Consider the following 24,611-nt stretch of genomic DNA (forward strand, 5'->3'; position numbering starts at 1 on the left):
CACCTCCTGGTTCGGCGTGTGCTCCGACCGTACCGGCGGCGCCGGAGCGGCGCATCCCGATAAACGACGTCCGGCCGTCCCGCGAGCTGGTGCGCGGTGACGGCCGGACGAAAGATCCCCTCACGGGGGTGGTACGTGAACCGGTACTGGTCAGGCCTCGACGACGCCGGACGCGGCGACGGCGATCTTGGCGCTGGTCGCGCCGGAGCGGGAGCCGAGGGACTCGATCTTCCGGACCAGGTCCTGACCCTCGACGACCTCGCCGAAGACGACGTGCTTGCCGTCGAGCCAGTCGGTCACGATGGTGGTGATGAAGAACTGGGAGCCGTTGGTGTTGCGGCCCGCGTTCGCCATCGACAGCAGGAACGGCCGGTCGTGCTTCAGGTTGAAGTTCTCGTCCGCGAACTTCTCGCCGTAGATGCTCTTGCCACCGGTGCCGTTGCCGTTGGTGAAGTCGCCGCCCTGGAGCATGAAGTCCGGGATGACGCGGTGGAACGGCGAGCCGGCGTAGCCGAAGCCGTGCTCGCCGGTGGCGAGCTCACGGAAGTTCTTGGCCGTCTTCGGGACGACGTCGTCGAACAGCTTGAAGACGATCCGGCCCGCGGGCTCGTCGTTGATCGTGATGTCGAAGTAAACGTTGTTGCTCATGGGGACATCCTGTCATTCCCGCTCACGCTACGCGCGCACGGGCTGCCCATCGGAGGGTCACAGCTGTCCCCCGGCGCCGGAGGGCAGCTGGATGCCGTCGTCCACGAGCGGGGTGGCCTCCTCCAGGAGGGGGACGACCGGACTGTCGGTCTGCAGGAGACCGGTGACGTCAGTCGCGCCGCGGTCGGCCGCGGAGGCGTGCGGCGGCGGGGTGACCAGGGCCGTGACGACACCGGCGGCGAGGGAGGCGATGGCGAGCATGCTGCGCTTCTTCATGCCCGGGTCAACTGTCGAGCGGCCCAGGGGTTACGGCCTGCGTCCCAGGCGGAACAGAACGCGAGGTTCAATTCACCGCGATTCCCCATAAAACATGTGCAACCGTATGGTTGTGGTGGATGTCTTTCCCAGTGACACCACTGTCCCCGTCGCAGCAGGAATTGGGGGACGTCATGTTTCACCGTCAGAGCCTCGCGGCCGTCGCCGCCGGCATTCTTCTGGCCGCCGGGATCGGTGCCACGATCCCTGCCGGCGCCTCCACGGATAGCTCCCGGGCGACGACACCGCCCTCGACCTCCCTGGTGGTCAACGCCCGCTGGGGCGGGCACCCCTCCTTCGACCGGCTCGTCGTCGACGTCCGGGGCGCAATGCCCCCGGTCACCGTGACCCCGGTCGGCGCATTGCACTACGACGGCTCGGGCGAGCGGGTTCCACTCAAGGGGAAGTACTTCCTGGAGATCCGGTTCTCCCCCGCCGCCGCGCACGACGAGTCCGGCCGGTCCGTCTACCAGGGCCCCCGGATCCTGAAGATCTCCTTGCCCATGCTCAAAGGCGTCGCCCTGACCGGCGACTTCGAGGGTGTGGTGACCATCGGGGCGGCCTTCGACACCAAGCCCACCTACAAGACCTTCACGCTCCACTCCCCCGAGCGCTTCGTGCTCGACATCAACCACCCGGTCGGCTGCCGGGCCTGAAGGAAGGCGCGTGGCGGGGCCGTCATGCGACGTGCCCCGCCGCGCCGCTCAGAGGTCGGCGCACGTCTCCACGTACACGGTCCTGCCGGAACGGCGGGCGCGATCGATCTCGACGAGCCGGGCGAAGCTCGCCGACGTCATCTCCCGCCGCCACTCGGCCAGGGTGCGCAGGCGGAACTCGCTGTGCTCGTCGGGGTCGAGGACGACACCGGCCAGCTGCTCGTCCGTCAGGACGCCTCCGTCGAAGATGAATCCGATGTGGTTGGCCGGCCACTCCTCGCCGCGGTCCGACACGAAGTGGGTGCCGAGGAGCCGCGGCTCGCCCTCGAAGACGATCCCGGTCTCCTCGTGGCACTCGCGTACCGCGGTATCCCACGGGGTCTCGCCCGGGTCCATGTTGCCGCCCGGCCACTGCCACAGCTCGGTGCGGTAGGTGGCGCGCAACTGGAACGGCCGGCCGCCGGTGTCGGTGAAGTACAGGCAGGCGTACGCCGTCGCCCTCGGCAGCGTCGCGACGTACTCGGCGGGCGGCAGCCAGGTGTTCGCCATGGGGCAGCTCTCTTTCGACGGGCGGATGGATCATGTCCATCCAACCGGCCGCGAGCGCCCGGTTCCGGTGAGCCGCGGGTGCGTCACCGGATGGTGTGATCACGGAGTCACGAGACCTGTCTCGTACGCGATGATGACGAGCTGGACCCGGTCGCGGGCGTCGAGTTTGGCGAGCAGCCGGGTCACGTAGGTCTTGGCGGTGGCGATGCTGATGACGAGCTGTTCGGCGATCTCGGTGTTGGACAGTCCGCCGCCGATGAGGGTCAGGACCTCTCGTTCCCGCTCGGTGATGGAGTCCAGTGCGCGCCGTCGCGGCGGCCCGGACGCGGGGCGGCCCGCGAACTCCTCGATGAGACGGCGGGTCACGCTCGGCGCGATGAGGGCATCCCCGGCGGCGACGACGCGGATCGCGGCGAGGATGTCGTCCAGGCCCATGTCCTTCACGAGGAAGCCGCTCGCCCCGGCGCGCAGCGCGCCGTGGACGTAGTCGTCGTCGTCGAACGTGGTGAGGACGAGGACGCGGGTGGATGCCTGGTCCGCCATGATCCTGCGGGTGGCCTCGACGCCGTCCATCCCGGGCATGCGAAGGTCCATCACGATCACATCGGGGCGCAGGGTCTCGGCGAGCTCGACCGCCTCCGCTCCGGTGCCGGCCTCCCCCACGACGTCGAGGTCGGGCGCCTCGGCGATGACCATCCGCAGAGCGGTGCGGACGAGGGGCTGGTCGTCGGTGAGGACGACACGAACGACGCCTTCGGCGGGGGCGGTCATCGGACTCCTGTCGGTACGGGGAGACGGGCGGTGACCCGGAAGCCGCCTTCCGGGCGTGGTGCGGCGGAGAACTCGCCGTGGAGCAGGGCGACGCGCTCACGCATGCCGACGAGACCGAATCCCGGGGCTGCGCCGGGGTCCTCGCCCCGTCCGTCGTCGACGACCTCGATGAGCAGCTCGTCCTCCCGGGAGTCGACGGTCACCCGGCAGCAGTCGGCGGCCGCGTGGCGCACCACGTTGGTGACGGACTCCTGGATGATGCGGAACGCCGAGAGGTCGATGTCCGGGGGCAGCGGGCGCCGTTCGCCGCGCCACCGCACATCCACCCGGACGCCGGCGGCCGTGGTGGTGGCGGCGAGCGCCTCGACGTCGGCGAGTCCGGCGGTGGGCTTCAGCCCGGAACCATCGGGCTGTTCGTGCTCGCGCAGGGCCCCGAGCATCCGCCGGAGGCCGGACAGTGTCTCCCGTCCGGCGTTCTCCACGGCGATCATGGCCTCCCGTGCCGCGGCCGGCTGGGTGTCCACGACCCGCGCCGCGGCACCGGCCTGGAGGGCGATGACGCCGATGGAGTGGGCGACCATGTCGTGCATCTCGCGGGCGATCCGCAGCCGCTCGTCGGTGACCGCCTTGACGGCGGCCTGTGCGGCCGCGTCGGCGCGCGCGGCGCGGGCCTGGTACGCCGAGCGCCCGAGAAGCCAGGCGACGAAAGCCGTGAGGGCCACCGCGATCTCCGCCGACGTGCCGACGCTCCAGCCCTTCGCCAGGCGGAAGCCGAGGAACGCGGCGAGCACGCCGAGCGCGAGGACGAGCGCGATGATCCCGGTACGGCGTGGCCGGCCGGCGGCGATGACGTACAACGCCACCTCGACGGCGAGGAACTGGGCGAGGGGGATCTCTCCGACGCTCAGCGGGATCGTCGCCGTCACCGAGGCGAGGAGCAGCAGCCCGAGCGCGGCCAGCGGCCGGCCTCGCAGCAGTCGGGCACCGGTGAGCACCAGGGCGGTGGCGACGGCCAGGAACAGGAGGCCGTCCCAGCGGAGATACAGGACGCCGGCTCGTACGGCGGGTTCGTTCTCCCCGGGCAGTTCCCAGCGGATGAGGAAGGTGAAGACCGCGCCCGCGCACCAGGCGACGACCGTCCAGACGGCGGGTGGTACGCGTTTGACCAGGGGCAGGGACGCGGTGGCGGGCATGATCACGATCCTAGGCGCGGGGCGCGCAGAGGGCATCGGACCTGGGGTGTACATCCCAGGTCGACAGGTGTCGGCGCGGACTGTCGGCTCCGGTCCGACGACGCGCGAGGGCCGTCACCGGCACCGTGGGCACCGTGATCGAAGTCAACGAACTCACCAAGCGCTACGGCGCCACGACCGCCGTGAACGGGCTGACGTTCACCGTCCGCCCCGGTCGCGTCACCGGCTTCCTGGGCCCCAACGGCGCGGGCAAGAGCACCACGTTGCGGATGGTCCTGGGCCTGCACGCGCCGACGAGCGGCTCCGTCACCGTCGACGGACGGCCGTTCAGCGACCTGCCGCGCGGACTGCGGCACGTCGGTGCGCTGCTCGACGCCGGTGATGTGCACGGCGGCCGGACCGCGCGGGCCCATCTGTCCCTGCTCGCCCGGAGCAACCGCATCCCGCTCTCCCGGGTCGGCGAGGTCCTGGAGGAGGTGGGCCTCACCGGCGCGGCGGGGCGCCGGATCGGCGGGTTCTCCCTCGGAATGCGCCAACGGCTCGGGATCGCGTCCGCGCTGCTCGGCGATCCGCCGGTGCTCCTGTTCGACGAGCCGCTGAACGGGCTCGATCCGGAGGGCGTGAAGTGGGTGCGTGGGCTGTTCCGGCGGCTGGCCGGCGAGGGCCGCACGGTCTTCGTCTCCAGCCATCTGATGTCGGAGATGGAGAACACGGCCGACGATCTGGTGGTCGTGGGCCGGGGTGAGCTGATCGCGGCGGAGAGCCTCGCCGCGTTCTCGACCCGCGGTGCGCGTCTGACCGTGACGGTCGTGAGCCCGGACTCCGCCGCGCTGAGGGAGGTACTGCTCGCCGAGGGCGTACAGGTCGAGGCGCAGGGCGGCGACCTGCTGACCGTGACCGGGCTGCCGGCGGCTCGGATCGGGGAACTGGCCCTCCGGCACCGCCTCCTGCTGCACGAGCTGACCACCCGTACCGCCTCGCTGGAGGAGGCGTTCATGGAACTCACCGCCGACAGCGTCGAATACCTCGCGGGAGACTCCCGATGACCGCGCTCGCCTCCGTCCGCACGTCCGCCGGGCGCGCGGTCGTGGCACCGCCGGCTCGCTTCCGGGATCTGCTCGCCGCCGAGTGGATCAAGCTGTGGTCACTGCGGTCGACGCCGTGGTCCCTGCTCGGCGCCGAGCTGGTCGTCATCGCCTTCAACGTGGGCTACGCGTGGGACCACTACCGCTACTGGCCGACGTTCGACCGGGAGCACCAGGCGCAGTTCGTCGCGCAGAAGATGGCGCTGTGGGACGCCTTCAACACGAACGCCGGCATGGTCCTGATGCTCTGCTTCAGCGCCATCGGTGCCCTCACGGTCGTCGGCGAGTACAGCACCGGAATGATCCGTACGACGTTCGCGGCCGTCCCGGCCCGCAGGTCGGTGATGGCGGCCAAGGTGCTCGTCGTCGCGGGAGTGACGACGGTCTGCGGCGCGATCGTCTCGGGTGCCTCCTTCGCGCTGACCCAGGCGATCCTGGGCGCGCGGGGGGCCGGTGTCTCGATCGGTGAGCCAGGCGCGGTGCGGCTCGTGGTGGCGTCCGCGCTGCTCGCGCCGTTGTCGGCGCTCGTGGGCATGGCGATCGGCACGCTGCTGCGGCACAGTGCGTCGACGATCGTGGCGAGCGTGGTGGTGCTGCTGGTGCTGCCCATGGTCGTCAGTGACCAGCGGCACTGGACGGCCGTCCTCGCCCACACGTTGCCGTTCAAGGCGTGGATGCGCCTGGTACAGGCCGGTCAGTACGAGACCCTCTACCCCTGGTCGATCGGTGGGGCGTGGTTCGTCTACGGGACGTGGGCGCTGGTCGCCGCCGTGATCACGGTGACGGCGGTGCACCGACGGGACCAGTGAGGTCCCCGGCCTCACCGAGGCTCGTCCTCCGGCAGCTCGCCCGGCAAGTGGTCGAGCCGGCGCAGGACCAGGTGCTCGTGGATCAGGCGCCCGACGAGGGCGGCGCCGTAGACGACGAAGCCGACGCCGACCAGCCAGGACTGCAGCACGAGGACCGTACCGAACTGACCGTAGGTCACCGCGTTGGAGGCGATCAGCGGGGAGAAGACGAACTGGGAGAAGATCCGCAGCCCGAACAGCCCCAGAGCCGTGCAGACGGCTCCTGGGGCGAGCGCGCGCCAGCGGATGCGGCCGCACAGCAGGAAGCGCTGGGACCACCAGAAGAAGAGGAAGGCGCCGATGATGTCGCCGACGGCGACGAAGACGGTGACGGTCCTGGAGTTCTGCTCGGGGGCCTCGACGAAGAGCAGGAGGGCGGCGATGAGGACGGCCAGCCAGACGACGTGGCGCCACATGGTGTGCCAGCGGGCGGTGGGCAGGTCCCAGACCCGTTCGTAGCCGGTCTGCACCGCGGATCCGAAGGTCACACCGAACGCGGCGAGCGCGGCGAGACCGAAGGCCGTGGTGCGCTGCAGTGCCGCTCCCGGCTTGCCGAACAGCTGCTCGACCTCCTCCTGCGACACCTCGGAGACACCGAGGCCCTGGACGAGCCAGCGGGCGAAGCCCTGGCCGCTGGCGAGGTCGGCGGCGGCGACGACGATGAGCAGGGGGACGAGGGTGAGGAGGCTGAGCGCCGCGAAGCCCATCGCGCGGTGCATGAGCTCCACGTCGCGCCCGCGGTTCCAGGCGAGCCCGACGACCGAGGTCAGGACCGACCTGTGGAGCCGGTGGAACCAGTGACCGTGCTCGGTGGGGGCACCGTCGTGGGGCGCACCGGGAGAGGGGGGCATGTCACGGGGAGTACCCGCCGGGCGCCGTGACCCCTCCGTGATGCCGCCGAACGGGGGGGTACACGAGGGGTGGGCGGGTTCAGCGGGTGAGCGGTCGGGCGCCCGGGCCGGGGCGGACGGAGACGTCGCGCGGGCCGAGGGTGGCGTGCTCCTCGCCCTGGCACTCGATGACGACGCGGACGGGCGCGCCGCAGCCGGCGTGCCGGATGTCGAGGGAGGGTCCTTCCGGGTCGGCGGCGTGGGTGTCGCCCCACTGCTTGAGTGCGAGCAGGACGGGCCACAGATCGCGCCCCTTGGGTGTGAGCCGGTACTCGGAGCGGGTGCGGGTCCCCGGCTCCCGGTAGGGCTCGGCGCGCAGGATGCCGGCGGCAGTCAGCTTGCGCAGCCGGTCGGCGAGGACGGCCTCGGACAGGCCTATGTGGCGGCGAAACTCCTCGTATCGGCGTACGCCGTTGAAGGCGTCCCGGACGATGAGCAGGGACCACTTCTCGCCGACGACATCGAGCGTCCGGCCGACCGAGCAGTTCGCGGTGTCCGTCTCCAGCCACTTCATCGCCACACTCTAACCAGCTGGCTTCGTCGTTGACAGTCAGCCGACGGCACGTCTAGCTTCGATCTTCGCAGCCAGGTGGCGCGGTCGGACGACGGAACGGAACGGGCATGAAGCGGTCACGCACGGTCGAGTGGGAGGACGCCGCGGCCACCGCGAGCGCGGCGGGGACGATGGCGGGCCTGGACTTCCTGCGGGAGATCGCGGCCGGCCGGCTCCCGGGCGCTCCCCTCGGGGCTCTGTTGGGCTTCTCCCTGGAGGAGGTGGAGCACGGCCGAGCGGTGTTCGGCTTCGAGCCGGCCGAGGAGCACTACAACCCGATCGGCGGTGTGCACGGGGGCGTGTACGCGACGCTGCTGGACTCGGCCGCGGGGTGCGCCGTGCACTCGACGCTCCCTCAGGGCATGGCGTACACCTCGCTGGACCTGTCGACCAGGTTCCTGCGCCCGATCACCATGGACACGGGGAAGATCCGCGCGATCGGCACGGTGATGAGCCAGGGTCGCCGCACGGCGCTCGCGGAGGCGGGTCTCTACGACTCCGCCGACCGGCTCCTCGGCCATGCCACGAGCACGTGCATGCTGTTCCCGACGGGGTGACGCGGGCGACCCTCCCGGAGGCGGTGCGGTCAGCGCGGCCCTGAGGTGAGGCAGGTACGGGTGCGGGTGCAGCCGTCGGGTGCGGTGTCCGGGACCCGGGTGGAGGCCTGCAGCGCGGCGCTCACCAGCGTCGCCAGCAGATCGATGTCGGAGCCCATGTCCAGACGGACCGTCACCCAGCCCGATCCGGCGCGCAGTCGGACGGCGCTGGAGCCCAGCAGGGCGGGGCGGAGTTTCGCGATCATGGCTCGGGTGAGGTGGACGTCGGCCTCGTGCTCGCCGTGGAAGTGCACGATGTCCTGTGTCGGGGTGCGCAGACCGAGTTCGGCGCCGCACTGGGCGCGACCGGGGACCAGCGAGGGCCAGCTCATCAGACGTTCACCGGCGTGCCGGGCTGTGTTCATACCCAGGAGCGTGCCGGGGTGAAGGGCCCTGCACAAGCGTCCGGCGGAAAGAATCCCGCTGAGGCGTGAAACCGATACATCCCTGGTGACGCAGGGCGCGCAGGGGCTCACAAAGCGCCTCGTACCGAGGGCTGTTCGGGAGCACCGGCGCGGTCCGCGACGGAGATCGGGGGGTGGACGTCGTGGCGCGATTCGGACGCCGGCCGTGACGCGGGCCGGGTGGCCGGTGACGGGGGTCGGACGGCGGCCGTGTCGGGTCCGGAGGGTGGACGTGACGCGGTCCGGGCAGCGGCCCGAGGGGCCCGCGGCGACCCAAGGGGGCGGCTGCGGCCGCGAGGCGCGATTCCGGGAGCGCCCCGAGCGGCCGCATCCGCGATCAGGACGGCGGGGTGACGCCGGCGAAGACCACCTCGAACTCCTCGATGCTCCGCGTGATCACGCGCGCCTGCGCACCGGCCTCGCCCCGGAGCGCCGCGACGCCGGCGCGGGAGGCCGCCAGCGCGTCGCGGTCGCTCCAGACGACGCCCACGCTCGCCCGGCCCTTGGCACGGTCGACGAGCAGGGATCCACCGACGAAGCCGGGCAGGGCGTCGAGTCGGGGCAGTGCCACCTCCCGGAAGAAGTTCGCCAGGAGGTCCGTGTCGGCGGGGTCGAACTCCAGCCGTGCCAGCCGGAACCACGCTCCGGGTCCGACGGACCGCGGGGGCTTGGCGACCACCGCCTCCCAGTTGTCGACGGCCGCGGTCTGGGCGAACGGCGCGAGCTCCGTCGCCCGTCGCTCGCGCAGCTGCTCGTCGCTGTCCTGCCGGGACTTCTCGTCGTCCCACCAGGTGGCCGTCAGAAGCTTTCCGAGCTCTCGGTCGACGAAGAGCCCCATCCCCCGGAATCCCGGTAGCTCCGACACCAGGGCGCGGCCTTCGGAGGCGGTCGCGTCGACCGCGGCGTCGAGCTTGGCCGGATCTCCTGTCGCATACAGCGTGCGCACGTACACAGCGGTCCCTTCGTCCTGCCCGGCGCGGCGCCCGCGAGGGCGCGCCGGCCATGGGCGAGCCCGGGTGGACCCGCCTCCCTGCTCCATGCGACGACGTGGACCGCCGGGGCGCATCCGGGCCGGGGCGTCCGGGTGATCGGCGCCGCAGCGACCTGCCGGCGTCGCGGCCCCGGCGGTGCCCGCCCGACCCCTACGACGCGTGGCGTTCGCGGAGGCGGGCCGCGAGGACGGCGACGTCGTCCTCGGCGTGGTGGGCGTCGAGCCGCTGGAGGACCTCCTCCACGAGCTCCTCGGGCCCGGAACCGGGGCGCAGCCGGAGGGAGGACAGCCGGGCGAGCGATACGTCGATGTCCTCGCCGCGCCGCTCGACCAGGCCGTCGGTGAAAAGGACGAGCGTGTCGGAGGGGGCGAGGGCGCGGGTGACGGGTTCGTAGCCGCCGACGCCTGTGCCCAGCGGCGGTCCGACGGGGAGCTCGACGAGGTCGGCGGAGCCGTCGGCGGCGAAGATCACGGGTGGCAGGTGCCCGGCGCTGGCGAAGGTGGCCGCGCCGCGCGCCGGGTCGACCTGGACCATCAGGCAGGTCGCGGGCCGCAGCCCGCCGTCGTCCGCGACGACGGAGTCGAGCTGGCGCAGCACCCGGTGGGGCGGCAGGTCCGTGGAGGCCACGTCCCGCAGAGCCGAGCGGTACGCGTTCATGTCGACGGCCGCGTCGAGACCGTGCCCCATCACGTCGCCGACGACGAGGAGGCTGCGGCCGAAGTGGAGCCGTACGGTCTCGAACCAGTCGCCGCCCACCAGCGTCCTGGCGCCTACCGGCAGATAGCGCCCGGCGACCTCCAGGTTGGGGTGGGGCCGGCCCGGCTCCGCGACAAGCGCCAGCTGGAGGTGGAAGGCGGTCCGCTCGGTGGCACCGAGCCGCCGGGCGTGGCCGAGATGGACGGCGGCGAGCCGTGCCGCGTCGTGGACGGTGGCCGTCTCGTGCTCGGTCGGAGCGGCGGCCCGCGCGCTGACGGCGCTCACGGACCCGATGACCCTGCCCTGCCACTCCAGGGGCGCCGACACGATCTGTACGGTGACGCCGCCGGGAGCCACGTCCGCGAACGTACGAGGCGTCCTCTCGTCGTGCCGCGGCTCCACGCGGTCGACCAGCTTCGGGTCCCCGGCCACGGCGGCGCGCGCCCAGCCGGGCCCTTCCTCGGGCCGGACGTCCACGGCCGCCGCCTCGTACCCGTGCCGGCAGAGGAACGCGGCCAGTTCCTCACAGACACCCTGCTCGTCGGGGCGCGAGCCGATCTCTCCGATCGCGTCCGTCGCGGCCCTCAGCCGGGCCAGGACCGCCGCGTGTTCCTCGACCAGGGAGGCCTGTTCCCCCGCTCGTTCCGACAAGACACCTCCACCGTCGGCACGGCCCCGAGCAGCGCACACATCCATTGGACCAGGGGGGCGTGGTGCCCGCGCGCCGCACCGGCCGGACCAGGAGTCCATCACATTCCGTGACCCCACAACCAGAGCTTTCCGCGGCCACGGTACGCCGTGCCGGCGATCTCGTCCGACCATCACCACATTCCCCCCGCCTCTCACCTCCGACGCCGCGCGCAACGCCCTGCCTGGAACACCCGTAACTCCCGCGTCACTCGTAACGTCGGTGACCTTGGCCGCACTTGCGGTCCGTACGGTTGTGGAGTGCGGCGGAAACTGATCGAGTGGGTCCCGGCTACCGGCCAGTAAGAGACGTCCGCGGCTCCGGGGAGAACCATCGATGACGACCGGGTACTTCACCTCCGTCGACGATGTCGCCGAGCGGCTCGCCGCCACCGGCTACCTGGCCTCGCCCGCCGTCGCCACCACCGTCTTCCTCGCCGACCGGCTCGGCAAGCCGCTCCTCGTCGAGGGCCCGGCCGGGGTCGGCAAGACCGAGCTGGCCAAGGCGGTCGCCCGGATCGCGGACGCCCGTCTCGTCCGGCTCCAGTGCTACGAAGGCGTCGACGAGTCCCGCGCCCTCTACGAGTGGAACCACGCGAAGCAGCTGCTGCGCATCACGGCCGGCCGCGACGAGTCCTGGGACGAGACGCGTACGGACATCTTCAGCGAGGAGTTCCTGCTCCCCCGCCCCCTCCTCACCGCCATCCGCTCCGCCGATCCGACAGTGCTCCTCATTGACGAGACCGACAAGGCCGACATCGAGGTCGAGGGGCTGCTCCTCGAGGTGCTCAGCGACTTCCAGATCACCGTCCCCGAACTCGGCACGATCACCGCCACCCGGCGCCCCTTCGTCGTCCTCACCTCCAACGCGGGCCGCGAGCTCTCCGAGGCGCTGCGCCGCCGCTGTCTCTTCCTCCACATCGGCTTCCCCGAGGAGGAGCTCGAACGCCGGATCGTCACGACGAAGGTGCCGGGGCTCGACCAGGCGCTCGCCACCTCCGTGGTGCGGGTCGTCGGCGCGCTGCGCGCGATGGACCTGCGGAAGGCGCCGTCGGTCGCCGAGACGATCGACTGGGCACGCACCCTGCTCGCCCTGGGCGCCGACACGCTCGACGAGACGGTGGTCCGCGACAGCCTGGGCGTGATCCTCAAGCATCAGGACGACATCCAGAAGGCGGCGGCCAAGCTCGACCTGGACGCGGTGTGAGCACCCCGCCGACGGCCGTGCCGGACCGGCTCACCGGACTGGTGCACGCTCTGCGGGCCCACGGCCTCTCCATCGGTACGGGCGAGAGTGTGGACGCGGGCCGTGCCCTGGAGGTGATCGGCTTCACCGACCGGGACCGGATGCGGGAGGCGCTCGCCGCCACCCTGCTCCACAAGGAGACGCACCGCACTCTCTTCGACCGCGTCTTCGACCTGTACTTCCCCCTGACCGCCGGCCCGGACGAGAAGGCCACCACCGAGGCGTTCGACACGGCCGCGCTACGGGAGCGCCTGGCAGCCGCACTGGCCGCCGACGACCGACCGGCGCTGACGCGGCTCGCGGGCGAGGCGGTGGGCGGCCTCGGAGGGTTCGGTTCCGCACCGGACTCCGACGGCTGGTCCTCGTACCAGACCCTCGCCCGACTCCGTCCCGAGACGCTGCTCGCGCGCGTGCGGGCCATGCTCCGGGAAGCCGCGGCGGACGGCCCCGACTTCACCGACCGGCTGACGGACGACGAGATCCGGCGGCGCATCGAAGCCTTCCGTGAACGGGTGCGGACCGAGGCCCGGCGGCGGGTCGCCGAGCGCCAGGGCCGGGACCGGGTCGCGCGGCGGGCCGTCGCCGGCGCGGCGGACAGTGTCGACTTCCTGCTCGCGGGCCGCGCCCAGCTGGACGAACTGCGCACGACGGTACGGCCCCTGGCACGGAAGCTGGCCACCCGTCTCGCGGCCCGGCGACGACGCGCCGCGCGAGGCCGGATCGATCTGCGGCGTACGCTGCGCGGCTCGCTGTCGACGGGGGGCGTTCCGATGCGGCCGGTGCTGCGGCGCCGCCGTCCCGGGCGGCCGGAGCTCGTCCTGCTCTGCGATGTGTCGGGATCCGTCGCAGGGTTCGCGAACTTCACGATGCTGCTGGTCCAGGCCCTGCACGACCAGTTCAGCAGGGTCCGGGTCTTCGCCTTCGTCAACCGGGTCGACGAGGTGACCGATCTGATCGCGCGGGGCGCGGCGGATCCGGCGGGTCTCGGCGCGCGCATTCTGGAAGAGGCCGAACTGACGGGCTGGCACGGTCAGAGCGACTACGGCACGGCGCTGGGCGAGTTCGCCGAGCGGTACGCCGACGCCATCGGCCCACGCACCGCCGTGTTCGTCCTCGGAGACGCCCGGACGAACATGAGCGACCCGAACCTGCCGGCGCTGAAGCTGATCGCGGACCGGGCCCGGCGGATCCACTGGCTCAACCCCGAGCAGCCCTCGCTCTGGTCGACGGGCGACTCGGTCGCGCTCACCTACGCCGAGCTGGTGGAGATGCACCCGTGCCGCAACGCGCGGCAGCTGGGCGAACTGATCGGGCGGCTGCTGCCGATCTGACGGCCGTCGTGGCACCATCGCGGCATGACGAAGCCGAACGAGTCACCGGGCACGGCTCTTCCGCGCGGCATCGGAGCACCCGCCACACGAGCGTTCACCGCTGCCGGTTACACCACGCTCGAACACTTCGCCGGAGTGCCCAGGGCCGAACTCCTGGCACTGCACGGCGTGGGTCCCAAGGCGCTTCGTGTGATCCAGGAGAGCCTGGAGGAGCGCGGACTGTCGCTCGGCTGATCCTCAACCGCCACGCTTCCGCTCCTCCTCGTCGTCGACGATCTCGGCGTCCACCACCTCGTCCTCGGCCTTGGCCCCGCCCTGCGGGGCGTCGCCGCCGGCGGCCTGGGCGGCCTGCGCGTCGGCGTACATGGCCTGGCCCAGCTTCTGCGAGACCGCCGCGACCTTCTCCGTGGCGGTACGGATCTCCTCCGTGCTGTCGCCCTCTCCGGACGCGCCCTTGAGCTTCTCCTTCAGCTCGGCGACGGCGGCCTCGACCTCGGTCCTGACCTCACCGGGGACCTTGTCCTCGTTGTCCTTGAGGAACCTCTCCGTCTGGTAGACGAGCTGCTCACCCTGGTTGCGGGACTCGGCGGCCTCACGACGACGGTGGTCCTCGTCCGCGTACTTCTCTGCCTCCTGGCGCATCCGGTCGACCTCGTCCTTCGGCAGCGAGGAGCCACCGGTGACGGTCATCTTCTGCTCCTTGCCCGTGCCCAGGTCCTTCGCGGTCACGTGCATGATGCCGTTGGCGTCGATGTCGAACGCGACCTCGATCTGCGGGACACCACGCGGGGCCGGCGGCAGACCGGTCAGCTCGAACATGCCGAGCTTCTTGTTGTACGCCGCGATCTCGCGCTCACCCTGGAACACCTGGATCTGCACCGACGGCTGGTTGTCCTCCGCCGTCGTGAAGATCTCGGACCGCTTGGTCGGGATCGTGGTGTTGCGCTCGATGAGCTTGGTCATGATGCCGCCCTTGGTCTCGATACCAAGCGACAGCGGGGTCACGTCGAGGAGCAGAACGTCCTTGACCTCACCCTTGAGCACACCGGCCTGCAGGGCGGCGCCGATGGCGACGACCTCGTCCGGGTTCACACCCTTGTGCGGGTCCTTGCCTGTCAACTCCCGCACCAGCTCGGTCACCGCGGGCATCCGGGTCGAACCGCCCACGAGGATCACATGGTCGACGTGGGACACCTCGACCCTGGCGTCCTCGACCGCCTGATGGAACGGGGTCTTGCACCGCTCGAGCAGATCGGCGGTCAGCTGCTCGAACTCGGCCCGGGTGAGCTTCTCCTCCAGGTGCAGCGGACCGTCGGCCGAAGCGCTCACGTACGGCAGGTTGATCGACGTCTCCGTCGCCGCCGACAGCTCGATCTTCGCCTTCTCGGCAGCCTCCCGGAGACGCTGCAGCGCCATCTTGTCCTTGGCCAGGTCCACCCCGTACGCGTTCTTGAACCGCTTCACCAGATGGTCGACGACCCGCTGGTCCCAGTCGTCGCCGCCCAGGTGCGTGTCACCGTTGGTCGCCTTCACCTCGACCAGGCCCTCGCCGATCTCCAGGAGCGACACGTCGAAGGTGCCGCCACCGAGGTCGAAGACGAGAATCGTCTGGTCGTTCTCCTTGTCCAGGCCGTAGGCCAGCGCCGCGGACGTCGGCTCGTTGATGATCCGCAGGACGTTGAGGCCCGCGATCTCACCGGCCTCCTTCGTCGCGGTGCGCTGGCTGTCGTTGAAGTACGCCGGCACGGTGACGACGGCGTCCGTCACGTCCTCGCCCAGATACGCCTCGGCGTCGCGCTTCAGCTTCTGCAGCACGCGCGCCGAGATCTCCTGCGCCGTGTAGCGCCTGCCGTCGATCTCACCGCTCTCCGGGAAGCGCCACTTCGCTTCTCCGACGTGCCGTTTGATCGACCGGGCGGTGCGTTCCACGTTGGTCACGGCCTGCCGTTTGGCGACCTCACCGACCAGCACCTCGCCGTTCTTCGCGAAGGCGACCACGGACGGCGTGGTCCGCGCGCCCTCGGTGTTCGTGACGACCGTGGGCTCGCCGCCCTCCAGAACGGACACGACGGAGTTCGTCGTTCCGAGGTCGATACCGACTGCGCGTGACATGGCCCTCTCCTCCGCCCGGCCCCGTCTGGCGACTACCCACAAGCGGCCCGATCATGGAAGGAAGATGTGTGGTGACGGGCGGCGGTGAGGCGTGATGGCTCGGGTGACGGTCGAAGGCACCGACATCGTCGTCCGGCTGTCCCTGCGCGAGACCCTGGCCGCGCGCCGCAGGCAGGTCCGGGTCCCGCTGACCGCCCTGCGTGAGATGCGCGTCGAACCGGACTGGTGGCGGGCCCTGCGCGGGCTGCGCGGCCCAGGGCTGTGGATCCCCGACCGTCTGTGCGTGGGGACCCGCGTCCTGCCCGACGGCAAGGACTTCGCAGCGGTCGTACCGGGCAGGCCGGTGCTCTGCATCGAACTGCGCCGCGGTGCCGCGTACGGTCGCCTGGCCGTCTCCGACCCCGATCCGGCGCGAGCCGTACGAGAGCTGCGGCCGTACGTCCCCACGGACCGGCTGGGCTGAACGACGGACCGGCCGCCTGACGACGGAGCCGCCCGGAGCCGGGCGCCGGCCACGCGGTTTGCCGTCGGGGCCGAGGGGCATGCGTGAGGTGCGGGGCGGCGGCAAGGGAAGAGTTCGCCTCGCCATCACGCTCCGCATCCGGACGGACACGTCGGGCCCGTGGCCGCGCGCCCGTCGCATCCTCGCGTCTGGGGGACGTCATGGAACTCGCCTTCCTCAAACCGCTCTTCACCCGCCCGGGCCCCTGGGCCTCGGTCTACATCGAGACCACGCGCGCCACGGAGGACGCGGCGAAGATCCAGCAGCTGCGTGAGCGCGCCATCGCGGGACAGCTCATCGACGCGGGCGCCGACGGCTACACGACGAGGGCGGTGATGGAGCGGCTGGCGCACGAGCCCGTCGCCGGGACACCACCCGGCCGGGCGCTGTTCGCCTGCGGCGCCGAGGTCGTCCTCGATGTGCCGCTCGCCCTCCCCCCACCCGCCGGCGAGGCGACCTGGTCCCTGCTGCCCCATGTGTCACCGCTGGCCGCCCTGCGCGGCGACGCGCCGGCCTGCCTGGTGGCGTACATCGACCGCATGGGCGCCGATCTGGAGCTGCGTGAAGGCCACGACCGTACGCCCGTGGGCGAGGCCCGGGGGACGGAGTGGCAGGGTCGTGGACACCGCGGCGTCCCCGCCGATCGGTACGAATGGCACTACCGCAACAAGGTCGAGAACAGCTGGAACGAGACCGCCGACATCATCGTGGCCGAGATCGCCCGGCAATGGCCTGTGAGCGGAGCCGAGCTGTTGGTTCTGGCCGGTGACGCCCGGGAGCGCAGGGCCGTGCACAACCGGCTGCCGGAGCGGGTGCGGGACGCCACCGTCGAGGCGGAGAGCGGCGGCCGGTCCCCCGGCTCCGCCATGACGGCGCTCGACCGTGAGATCGAGCGGGCCTGCGAGACGTATGCCGGGGACCGGCTCCACCGGACGCTCGAACGCTTCCACCGGGGCCGGGGCAAGCCTGGCGAGCATCGCGAAGCCTCGGTGGACACCGGCCCCGGGGAGGCGGCGGAGGGGATCCCGGCGGTCGTGGACGCCGCCCGCAACCATCAGGTGGCCACCCTGCTGCTCACCCCGGAGGCCGCCGACGCGGGCCGCCAGGTCTGGATCGGCCCGGGCGTCGACGAGGTGGCCGTGCAGCGCGGCGAGGCCCGTGCGATGGGGGTTCCCCGTCCCGAGCAGGCGCGGGCGGACGACGCGGTGCTGCGAGCGGCCGCGGCCGCCGACTGCGACGTGCTCGTGGTCCCCGAGGGGATGCGTGGCCCGGCGGGCGGGCTGGGGGCGGTACTCCGCTGGAGTATGTGACCCCACGTCGTCGGGCCGGAGCGCGACGCTTCGGCGCGGCGTGGGTGCTTCAGTACCGCTGCATCAGTGCCGGTACATCACCGCCACTGCTTCACTGCCGGGGCTTCAACCCGCGGTGACGTTCTCCGCCTGGGGTCCCTTCGGGCCCTGGACGACGTCGAACTCGACCTTCTGTCCCTCCTGGAGTTCGCGGTATCCGGTGCTGGCGATGGCCGAGTAGTGGACGAAGACGTCCGGGCCACCACCGTCCTGGGCTATGAAGCCGAAGCCCTTCTCCGCGTTGAACCACTTCACTGTTCCGGTTGCCATGGTGATCTCCTTGGCGAATGCGGACACCTCCATCGTCCCTCGGAGCGGCCGGGAAGTCCCGGCGGGTAGCGTGGGCGCATGGAACTCATCGGAGAGATCACGGCCGACCGGCCCCTGCTCGTCCTGGCCGTCAAGGAGGAGGCGCAGTTCCTCGACACGGATCTGCCGATCCTCCTGACCGGTATGGGCAAGGTGAACGCGGCGACCTCGCTGGCGACCGCGCTGGGCCGGGGCACCCGCCCGTCGGGTGTCGTCAATCTGGGGACCGCGGGGGCGCTGCGTCCGGGGTGGACCGGCACGCACGTCGTCGGCACCGTGATCCAGCACGATCTCGACGGCGAGCTGCTCGCGACGCTGACCGGGGAGACCTTCGGGGAGCCGCTGGCCCTCCCGGACGGCGGTGATGTGGTCCTGGCGACCGGCGACGCCTTCATCTCCGACGAGGCCGCCCGTGCCCGGCTGGCCGAGCGGGCACCGCTGGTCGACATGGAGGGCTACGCCCTGGCGGTCGCGGCGGGCCTGGCCGGGGTACCGATCCGGATCGTCAAGCACGTGAGCGACGAGGCGGGCGACGGCGCGGCCAGGACCTGGCGGGAGTCGGTCGCGTACTGCGCACGGGCGCTCGCGGAGTGGGCCGAGACGCACGCCCCGTACCGCTCCTGAGGTTCCCGGTCAGCCGACCGCCGGTCCGAAGCGTCGGCGGTACGCGGACGGGGAGAGCCCTGTCTCGCGGTTCATCAGGGCCCGGAGATTGGCTGCCGTACCCAGGCCGCTGGCGCGGGCGACGACGTCGAAGCGGGACTCGCCGCGCTCGATCAGGCGGCAGGCCAGCCCCACCCGCTCGCCGGTGAGCCAGGCCAGCGGGGTCGTACCGAGCTGGGCCCGGAACCGGCGGTGCAGCGTCGCGGGGCTGACGGCCGCGCGGGTGGCGAGACCGGCGACGGTCAACGGGGAGCCGAGGTGTTCCTGGGCCCACGCGAGCAGCGGGGCGAGGGACTCGTCGGGCAGGTCGGGGACCGGTCGCTCCACGAACTGCCGCTGTCCGCCGTCACGGTGGGCAGCGAAGACGAGGCGGCGACTGACCGAGTTGGCGACCTCCGCGCCATGGTCGCGGCGGACCACGTGGAGCCCGAGATCGAGGGCGGCGGCGCTGCCGGCGGCGGTGAGGATGTCGCCGTCGTCGACGAACAGGACGTCCGGTTCGAGGTGTACGGAGGGGAATCGGGCGCGGAAGGAGTCCGCCCACTGCCAGTGGGCGGTGGCGCGTCGGCCGTCGAGGACTCCGGCCTCGGCGAGGGTGAAGGCACCGCTGCAGAAGCCGACGAGGCGTGCGCCGCGCGCGTGGGCGCGCCGGATCGCGTCGAGCACGGCCGGCCGGCGGGGCACCTCGACGTCAGGGCGGTTGGGGACGATCAGGGTGTCGGCGGTGTCGGCCGCCTCGAGCCCGGCGACGCCCGTGAGGGTGAAGAAGCCGTCCCTCATGAGGGTGCGGGGCTCGGGCGAGCAGAGCCGGAAGTCGTAGAGCTCGCGGCCGAGTTCGGGGCGGCGCAGGCCGAAGACCTCGGTGGCGCAGCCCAGCTCGAAGGGGTTGGAGTTGGCGTCGACGATCACGACGACGCGATGCGGCGACTCGTGCGAGGATCCTTGCGGCATATGCTCTTTCTAGCACTCACGCCGGGCGGCGGTCAGGGCGCAGGATGGCCGTATGAGCCAGAAGACCTCTGTGAACAGTGACCCCATCGCCCTCTCGGCGGCGCTCGCCTCGTTCGACGATCTGTGGAGTCCGCGCATCGTGACGCAGGTGAACGACTACGACGTGCGCGTCGCCAAGGTGGCGGGCGAGCATGTGTGGCACGCGCACGACGACACCGACGAGTTCTTCCTCGTGATCGAGGGCGAGCTGCACATCTCGCTGCGCGAGGAGGGGGTGGAGCGCACGGTGACGCTGCCGCGCGGCTCGGTCTTCACCGTCCCCCAGGGCGTCGAGCACCGCCCGTACGCCCCGTCCGGCGCGTCGATCCTGCTCTTCGAACCGACGGGCACGCTGTCGGTCGGTGACCGCCACGACGAGATCCCGGACCATGTCGACGCGACGACGGGCCACGCGCTCGGCGGCTGAGCCACGCATCGAGAGCACCCGGCTCGGCGGGTCACACCGGGAACGTCGCCTGGAAGGCGAGCCGCTGATCCGCGCCGTCGCCGATCCGCCCCAGCAGATCGTCGAGCGCGAGGTACTCCTCCCAGGCCTGCCCGCCGGTCGCCTCGGTCAGCCGGGCGACGACGAGGTCCTCCAGCTCCGGGACGCGCTTGTTCTTCCACACCTTGTCGGCCGTGCTCACCAGCAGGTCCTCGAGTGCGACCGCGGGATCCGTCCAGGAGGCGTGGGTGGCGGCGAAGCGGGCGAGGGCCGGCGGGAAGCCGTGAGCCTCCAGCAGCGCACGGCCCGCCTCCTCGTGGGAGGAGCCGGGCCCGGACAGCTCGTCGGTGTGCACCGTCTTGCCGATGTCGTGGGTGGCGGCGCCGAAGAGGACCGCGTCGCGGTCGACGGCGAGGTCCGGGCAGCGCCGCTCCACCCAGTCGACGAGTTCGGCGGCCACGTCGTGGACGGCACGCAGGTGGGCGGCGAGGCGGGGCGGGGCTTCGAGCGCCTCGAGGAGAGCGGCGACGGACGGTGGAAGCGGGCGGAGCGGCGGGTCGGCGGGGGTGTGCAGGGCTCGCAGCAGGGTGTCGGAGGAGGGCACCCGGTCAGCCTAGCGAGCCGCTCCGCAACGCATTTCGCACCCCACCGCACCGGACGACAAACGTTCTTGACAGCCCGGAAGGTCGCCTGCCTAAGCTGAAGCGTTCCCTTCCGGATCTGTGGAGGCAGCTGTGCGGACACCGACTGCGACGCCCCGTGGTGGCGCGCGGGGTGCGCGGCTGTGCTGCCGTCGGCATGTCGACTTCTGCCGTACGTCCTCCGCCATCTGTCCTTCCGCGCACGCCTGATCACCCCCTCTCCCCGGTCGCGCCCTCGACGCGTCCGCGGTTTCACGTGTGCCCTCGGAAGGACTCCCATGCCCCAGCCAGCCCTGCATCTCGCCGTGGAGATCGACGGCGACGGTGCCCATCCGGCCGCTTGGCGCCGGGCCGCCCACGCCCCCGGCGAGTTGCTGACACCGCGCCGGCTCGCGCGGGTCGCGGCCGTCGCCGAGAACGCCGGCTTCACCTTCGTCACCCTGGACGACAGCCTTCTCCCGCCCGGCTCGGGCTCCGGTGCCGTGGGACGCGTCGGCGCGGTGGAGCGCGCCGCGTTCATCGCCGCCTCGACCGGTGCGCTCGGCATCGCCCCGGCCGTCGCCACCACCTATGCCGAGCCGTTCCACGTCTCCTCGCAGCTCGCCTCCCTCGATCACGTCTCCACCGGACGCGCCGCGTGGCTGGTGACCACCGAGGGGAGCGCCGAGGCCGCCCGCGCCTGGGGGCGGCCTCGGGTGGAGGGCGCCGAAGCCCTCGCGCGGGAGGCCCGTGACGCGGTCCGCGTGGTGCGCGACCTGTGGGACAGCTGGGAGGACGACGCGGTCGTCCGCTCCGTCGCCACGAGCCGCTACCTCGACCGGGACCGGCTGCACTCCATCGACTTCACGGGCGAGACGTACACGGTCAAGGGCCCCGCGATCGTGCCGCGACCGCCCCAGGGCCGGCCCGTGGTGATCGCCCGTACCGGACTCGTACCACCCGAGCTGACCGACATCGCCCTGGTCGACGGCGCCACCCCGGCCGAAGCGGGCGAGGCCGCGGCCGGTGCCGGCGCGCCGCTCGCGTTCGCCGACGTCGAGGTCGCCCTGGACACCCCGCGGGAGTCGGCCCGCGAGCGGATCGCGGATCTGGAGCGCCACGCGCCGTGGGAGCCACCCTCACCACGCGACCGGGACCGGCTGCGCTTCACCGGATCCGCGTCCGGACTCGTCGTGCTCCTCGAGGAGTTGGGCCGTCACGTCGACGGCGTACGGCTGCATCCGCTCGTCCTCGACGAAGATCTGGCCGTGCTGTCCCGCCTGGTCCTGCCGGAACTCTTCGCCCGGCGGATCGGCGCCCGCCCGCTGCCGGGCGCCACGCTCCGCACCGCGCTGGGCCTCCCCCGCCCCGCGAGCCGTTTCGCCGAGGAGGCCGCACGATGACCCGCACCGACCTCGCCGATGTGCCCCGTCCGGACGCCCGGTTGCACTTCGGCGTGTTCTTCCAGGGGGTCAACCACTGGACGATCTGGTCCGATCCGGCGAGCGGCTCGCAGATCGCCCCGGCCTCCTTCCGGCGGGTCGCGCAGACAGCCGAACGCGGCCTCTTCGACGCCTTCTTCCTCGGCGACGGCCTACGCCTGCGCGAGGTGGACGGCCGCATCCACGAACTCGACGTCGCCGGACGCCCCGATTCGATCACCCAGTTGTCCGCGCTCGCAGCGGTGACGGACCGGATCGGTCTGGTCAGCACCTCGAACACCACGTTCAACGAGCCGGGCGACCTCGCGCGGCGCCTCTCGGGGCTCGATCTCCTCTCGCGGGGCCGGGCCGGCTGGAACGTCGTCACCACCGACAACGCCTGGACCGGCGCCAACTTCCGGCGCGGCGGCTTCCTCGACCACGCCGACCGCTACCGGCGCGCAGAGGAATTCCTGACCACCGCCCGGGCGATCTGGGACGGCTGGGCGGACGACGCCGTCGCCGACACGGCCGAAGCCCGGTCCTGGTCGGTGCCCGGCGCGGTGAGCCGTGTGCGGCACAGCGGGGCGCAGTTCGATCTCGACCTCGTCCCCACGCTGCCGCGCAGCGCGCAGGGCCATCCGGTGATCTTCCAGGCGGGCGACTCCGCGGACGGCCGCGACTTCGCCGCCCGGCACGCGGACGTCATCTTCTCCGCCCACGGTACGGAGTTCGACGACGCGCTCACCTTCGCCGAGGACATCCGACGTCGCCTGCGGGCGGCGGGGCGGCCGGCGGACGATCTGCGGATCCTGCCCGGTACGGAGATCATCATCGGAGCCACCGAGAAGGAGGCGGAGGAGAAGGCGCGCTGGGTGCGGCTCGAACAGGTCACGCCCGCCACCGCGTTGGGCATCGCCGGGCTGCTGTGGGGCATCGATCTGTCGGAGCGTGACGCCGACGGACCACTCCCCGCCGAGGATCCCGTGGTCGTGGAGAACACGGGCGCGTTCGGCTCGCGCCGGATCGCCGATCCGCGGGCCGTGGTGGCCGAGTGGCGTGCGAAGGCGGAGGCGAACGGCTGGTCCCTGCGCGAGACGGTCATCGAGCTGGGGCCGCAGCGCGGGCATGTGGGCACGCCCGCCGGTCTCGCCGAGAAGTTCATTCGGTTCGCGCGGCACGGTGCGATCGACGGCTTCAACATCTCGCCGTATCTGATTCCCGACGGGCTCGACGACATCGTGGATCTGCTCGTGCCGGAGCTCCAGGAACGAGGGGCGTACCGGAGCGCCTACACCGGTACGACGCTGAGGGAGCATCTCGGCCTGCGCGAGGCCGGACGGGCGCAGGCACGGGAGAGCTAGCGGGTGCGGGGCGGGGTCCGCGGACCCCGCCCCTCCGCGCGCCACGACAGCGGCAGGTCGAGGAAGGACGGGGCGCCCTCGGGTGAGTCGATCACGGTCTGTGTCCAGGCGACGGAGGCGGCCGGCCGGCACCACGACGAGTGGGGGGAGCCGGGAGCGAGCCGGACCGCCGGACCGTTCGCCGATCGTCCGCTCAGCGGACGGCGGGCGCGGCCGAACGTATGACGGACAGAGGCGCCGGAGAGCGCATGAACAGCGCGCGAGGCACGGAAGCCGGGCATGAGCGACCCCGATTGCCCGGAACTCCGCGTTTGGGACGGATGCGGCCCGGAGCGCCCGCGCGTGCCGGATCGGTTCCCTCGTGCGGTCGGCCGAAGGCGAGACCATCCTGGAGGGGTGGGCCCCGCCCGGGAGCCGCCCCACGGTACGGGTGGAGTTCTTGTGCGCCCCCGATGCGGACGTGAGCGCCGGGCCGCGTTCGAGCAGGATGCCCACCGGATGCGGTGCCTGTGGCGCGAGGCGCGTACGGGGCGGGTGCCGCCGGTTCGAGGGAGGCGGGACGGATGAGCGGATCCGGGTCTGGTGCGGGCGGCAAGGCGCGGTTCGACGACATCTACGACCAGCCCGACCCACGGGCGTACTTCCGGCGCCTCGCACCGCTGGAGTACGAGATACCGCAACAGGCCCAGGGCGCGTTCCGGCGCGCGGCGGCCCAGCGGGGCGGCGGAACGGTGCTTGACCTGTGCTGCTCGTACGGGATCAACGCCGCGCTCCTGAACCACGACGTCACCCTGGCCGAGCTGTACGCGCGCTACACCGATCCGGCGGTCGGCGGGCTGACATCCGCCGAACTCGCCGTACAGGACAAGGAGTTCTACGCCGCTCGACGCCGCTCGGACGCCGCGCCGGTCATCGGGCTCGACGTCGCGGGACACGCGCTGCGATACGCCCGCGAGGTCGGGCTCCTCGACGACTCCTTCGCGGAGAACCTGGAGGAGGGCGCGCCACCGAGCCCCCGGCTGCGGGCCGCGATGGCCGACGTCGGTCTGATCACGCTGACGGGCGGCGGCAGCTATCTCACCCGGCGTACGTTCGCCGCCCTGCTCGAATGGGCCGGACGACCGGTGCGGGTGAGCGCGTTCGTCCTGCGTACGGTCTCGTACCGACCGATCGCCGAGTGTCTGGCGGCCTACGGTCTGCGGACCGTCGCCGATCCGTCGCGAACGTATCCGCAGCGCCTGTTCACCGACGCCGGTGAGCAGCACTTCGCCGTGGAGGCGGTCCGTGCGCTGGGGGCGGACCCGGCGGGGCGCGAGTCGGAGGGCCGGTTCCACACGGTGCTGTACGAGTCGGTGCCGGCGGACACGGTCTAGGGG

At 72.0% G+C, this 24,611-nt stretch carries 28 protein-coding genes; 14 read left to right on the plus strand and 14 right to left on the minus strand.

All coding sequences use genetic code 11. The features are described 5' to 3' along the window. Positions 1 to 150 precede the first annotated feature (150 nt). Positions 151 to 648, minus strand: a complete 498-nt coding sequence (locus tag ACZ561_RS09700) for a peptidylprolyl isomerase (protein ID WP_329112553.1) — start codon at positions 646 to 648, stop codon at positions 151 to 153. 57 nt (positions 649 to 705) lie between these two features. Then, entirely contained in the window at positions 706 to 924 is a 219-nt protein-coding gene (locus ACZ561_RS09705; RefSeq protein ID WP_470991652.1) for a hypothetical protein, read from the minus strand. A gap of 173 nt (positions 925 to 1,097) precedes the next feature. Between ACZ561_RS09705 and ACZ561_RS09710 the strand changes: the two genes are divergently transcribed. Beyond that, positions 1,098 to 1,619: an AMIN-like domain-containing (lipo)protein gene (locus tag ACZ561_RS09710; RefSeq protein WP_470991655.1), complete on the plus strand. Its 522-nt coding sequence runs from the start codon at positions 1,098 to 1,100 to the stop codon at positions 1,617 to 1,619. Between the two features lie 48 nt (positions 1,620 to 1,667). On the opposite strand, the gene ACZ561_RS09715 is transcribed toward ACZ561_RS09710, so the two are convergent. From ACZ561_RS09715 to ACZ561_RS09725, 3 genes are all read right to left on the minus strand, one after another. Then, positions 1,668 to 2,168, minus strand: a complete 501-nt coding sequence (locus ACZ561_RS09715; protein ID WP_470991657.1) for an NUDIX domain-containing protein — start codon at positions 2,166 to 2,168, stop codon at positions 1,668 to 1,670. Between the two features lie 99 nt (positions 2,169 to 2,267). Next, on the minus strand, positions 2,268 to 2,939 hold the full coding sequence (locus ACZ561_RS09720; RefSeq protein WP_470991660.1) for a response regulator: 672 nt from the start codon (positions 2,937 to 2,939) through the stop codon (positions 2,268 to 2,270). Next, on the minus strand, positions 2,936 to 4,132 hold the full coding sequence (locus ACZ561_RS09725; protein ID WP_470991663.1) for a sensor histidine kinase: 1,197 nt from the start codon (positions 4,130 to 4,132) through the stop codon (positions 2,936 to 2,938). The genes ACZ561_RS09720 and ACZ561_RS09725 overlap by 4 nt, the downstream gene beginning before the upstream one ends. 134 nt (positions 4,133 to 4,266) lie before the next feature. Here ACZ561_RS09725 and ACZ561_RS09730 point away from each other — a divergent pair, with 134 nt between their 5' ends. Together ACZ561_RS09730 and ACZ561_RS09735 are read left to right on the plus strand one after the other, a co-directional pair. Continuing rightward, positions 4,267 to 5,178: an ABC transporter ATP-binding protein gene (locus ACZ561_RS09730; RefSeq protein ID WP_470991666.1), complete on the plus strand. Its 912-nt coding sequence runs from the start codon at positions 4,267 to 4,269 to the stop codon at positions 5,176 to 5,178. Then, positions 5,175 to 6,026 (plus strand): ABC transporter permease, encoded by an 852-nt coding sequence (locus ACZ561_RS09735; RefSeq protein ID WP_470991669.1) that lies wholly within the window; start codon positions 5,175 to 5,177, stop codon positions 6,024 to 6,026. The genes ACZ561_RS09730 and ACZ561_RS09735 overlap by 4 nt, the downstream gene beginning before the upstream one ends. A gap of 11 nt (positions 6,027 to 6,037) precedes the next feature. On the opposite strand, the gene ACZ561_RS09740 is transcribed toward ACZ561_RS09735, so the two are convergent. Both ACZ561_RS09740 and ACZ561_RS09745 read right to left on the minus strand, forming a co-directional pair. Further along, positions 6,038 to 6,916 (minus strand): YhjD/YihY/BrkB family envelope integrity protein, encoded by an 879-nt coding sequence (locus ACZ561_RS09740; protein ID WP_470991672.1) that lies wholly within the window; start codon positions 6,914 to 6,916, stop codon positions 6,038 to 6,040. A 79-nt stretch (positions 6,917 to 6,995) separates the two neighbouring features. After that, entirely contained in the window at positions 6,996 to 7,469 is a 474-nt protein-coding gene (locus tag ACZ561_RS09745; RefSeq protein ID WP_470991674.1) for a winged helix-turn-helix transcriptional regulator, read from the minus strand. 107 nt (positions 7,470 to 7,576) lie between these two features. Here ACZ561_RS09745 and ACZ561_RS09750 point away from each other — a divergent pair, with 107 nt between their 5' ends. Next, positions 7,577 to 8,065: a PaaI family thioesterase gene (locus tag ACZ561_RS09750; RefSeq protein ID WP_470991677.1), complete on the plus strand. Its 489-nt coding sequence runs from the start codon at positions 7,577 to 7,579 to the stop codon at positions 8,063 to 8,065. Positions 8,066 to 8,094: 29 nt separating this feature from the next. Here the strand turns inward: ACZ561_RS09750 and ACZ561_RS09755 are convergent, their stop codons facing one another. The 3 genes from ACZ561_RS09755 to ACZ561_RS09765 form a co-directional block, all read right to left on the minus strand. After that, on the minus strand, positions 8,095 to 8,469 hold the full coding sequence (locus tag ACZ561_RS09755) for a luciferase domain-containing protein (protein ID WP_329112565.1): 375 nt from the start codon (positions 8,467 to 8,469) through the stop codon (positions 8,095 to 8,097). 376 nt (positions 8,470 to 8,845) lie between these two features. Continuing rightward, complete coding sequence (locus ACZ561_RS09760) at positions 8,846 to 9,454, minus strand: hypothetical protein (protein ID WP_376433987.1); 609 nt, start codon at positions 9,452 to 9,454, stop codon at positions 8,846 to 8,848. A 196-nt stretch (positions 9,455 to 9,650) separates the two neighbouring features. Continuing rightward, a complete protein-coding gene (locus ACZ561_RS09765) occupies positions 9,651 to 10,847 on the minus strand; it encodes a PP2C family protein-serine/threonine phosphatase (RefSeq protein ID WP_470991682.1) in 1,197 nt (398 codons plus the stop codon). Between the two features lie 373 nt (positions 10,848 to 11,220). Here ACZ561_RS09765 and ACZ561_RS09770 point away from each other — a divergent pair, with 373 nt between their 5' ends. Genes ACZ561_RS09770 through ACZ561_RS09780 form a run of 3 tightly spaced genes read left to right on the plus strand, consistent with a single transcriptional unit; the run spans position 11,221 to position 13,694 of the window. After that, positions 11,221 to 12,090 (plus strand): AAA family ATPase, encoded by an 870-nt coding sequence (locus ACZ561_RS09770; RefSeq protein ID WP_470991685.1) that lies wholly within the window; start codon positions 11,221 to 11,223, stop codon positions 12,088 to 12,090. Then, a complete protein-coding gene (locus tag ACZ561_RS09775) occupies positions 12,087 to 13,460 on the plus strand; it encodes a vWA domain-containing protein (RefSeq protein WP_470991688.1) in 1,374 nt (457 codons plus the stop codon). The genes ACZ561_RS09770 and ACZ561_RS09775 overlap by 4 nt, the downstream gene beginning before the upstream one ends. 24 nt (positions 13,461 to 13,484) lie before the next feature. After that, positions 13,485 to 13,694: a helix-hairpin-helix domain-containing protein gene (locus ACZ561_RS09780; protein ID WP_470991690.1), complete on the plus strand. Its 210-nt coding sequence runs from the start codon at positions 13,485 to 13,487 to the stop codon at positions 13,692 to 13,694. A 3-nt stretch (positions 13,695 to 13,697) separates the two neighbouring features. Here the strand turns inward: ACZ561_RS09780 and dnaK are convergent, their stop codons facing one another. Continuing rightward, positions 13,698 to 15,572 (minus strand): molecular chaperone DnaK, encoded by a 1,875-nt coding sequence (gene dnaK, locus ACZ561_RS09785; RefSeq protein WP_470991693.1) that lies wholly within the window; start codon positions 15,570 to 15,572, stop codon positions 13,698 to 13,700. Positions 15,573 to 15,666: 94 nt separating this feature from the next. Here dnaK and ACZ561_RS09790 point away from each other — a divergent pair, with 94 nt between their 5' ends. Continuing rightward, positions 15,667 to 16,035, plus strand: coding sequence for a hypothetical protein (locus ACZ561_RS09790; RefSeq protein ID WP_470991696.1), 369 nt, complete (start codon positions 15,667 to 15,669; stop codon positions 16,033 to 16,035). Between the two features lie 200 nt (positions 16,036 to 16,235). Beyond that, the gene (locus ACZ561_RS09795; protein ID WP_470991699.1) at positions 16,236 to 17,384 is read left to right on the plus strand and encodes a baeRF2 domain-containing protein; all 1,149 of its coding nucleotides are present in this window, start codon (positions 16,236 to 16,238) and stop codon (positions 17,382 to 17,384) included. A gap of 105 nt (positions 17,385 to 17,489) precedes the next feature. On the opposite strand, the gene ACZ561_RS09800 is transcribed toward ACZ561_RS09795, so the two are convergent. Continuing rightward, positions 17,490 to 17,693, minus strand: a complete 204-nt coding sequence (locus tag ACZ561_RS09800) for a cold-shock protein (protein ID WP_329112575.1) — start codon at positions 17,691 to 17,693, stop codon at positions 17,490 to 17,492. A 78-nt stretch (positions 17,694 to 17,771) separates the two neighbouring features. Here ACZ561_RS09800 and ACZ561_RS09805 point away from each other — a divergent pair, with 78 nt between their 5' ends. After that, entirely contained in the window at positions 17,772 to 18,356 is a 585-nt protein-coding gene (locus ACZ561_RS09805) for a nucleosidase (protein WP_470991702.1), read from the plus strand. Positions 18,357 to 18,365: 9 nt separating this feature from the next. On the opposite strand, the gene ACZ561_RS09810 is transcribed toward ACZ561_RS09805, so the two are convergent. Beyond that, on the minus strand, positions 18,366 to 19,346 hold the full coding sequence (locus tag ACZ561_RS09810) for a helix-turn-helix domain-containing protein (RefSeq protein WP_470991705.1): 981 nt from the start codon (positions 19,344 to 19,346) through the stop codon (positions 18,366 to 18,368). Between the two features lie 52 nt (positions 19,347 to 19,398). Between ACZ561_RS09810 and ACZ561_RS09815 the strand changes: the two genes are divergently transcribed. Then, positions 19,399 to 19,812, plus strand: coding sequence for a cupin domain-containing protein (locus ACZ561_RS09815; RefSeq protein ID WP_470991708.1), 414 nt, complete (start codon positions 19,399 to 19,401; stop codon positions 19,810 to 19,812). 31 nt (positions 19,813 to 19,843) lie between these two features. On the opposite strand, the gene ACZ561_RS09820 is transcribed toward ACZ561_RS09815, so the two are convergent. Continuing rightward, positions 19,844 to 20,434 carry an HD domain-containing protein gene (locus tag ACZ561_RS09820; RefSeq protein WP_470991710.1) on the minus strand — a complete coding sequence of 197 codons (591 nt, stop codon included), beginning with the start codon at positions 20,432 to 20,434 and terminating at the stop codon, positions 19,844 to 19,846. A gap of 315 nt (positions 20,435 to 20,749) precedes the next feature. Here ACZ561_RS09820 and ACZ561_RS09825 point away from each other — a divergent pair, with 315 nt between their 5' ends. From ACZ561_RS09825 to ACZ561_RS09835, 3 genes are all read left to right on the plus strand, one after another. Further along, positions 20,750 to 21,853 (plus strand): LLM class flavin-dependent oxidoreductase, encoded by a 1,104-nt coding sequence (locus ACZ561_RS09825; RefSeq protein WP_470991712.1) that lies wholly within the window; start codon positions 20,750 to 20,752, stop codon positions 21,851 to 21,853. Continuing rightward, positions 21,850 to 23,235, plus strand: coding sequence for an NtaA/DmoA family FMN-dependent monooxygenase (locus tag ACZ561_RS09830; RefSeq protein ID WP_470991715.1), 1,386 nt, complete (start codon positions 21,850 to 21,852; stop codon positions 23,233 to 23,235). The genes ACZ561_RS09825 and ACZ561_RS09830 overlap by 4 nt, the downstream gene beginning before the upstream one ends. Positions 23,236 to 23,798: 563 nt before the next feature. Further along, entirely contained in the window at positions 23,799 to 24,608 is an 810-nt protein-coding gene (locus tag ACZ561_RS09835) for a hypothetical protein (RefSeq protein ID WP_470991718.1), read from the plus strand. Positions 24,609 to 24,611: the final 3 nt, after the last annotated feature.

The sequence above is a fragment of the Streptomyces sp. NPDC039609 genome, assembly GCF_055596705.1.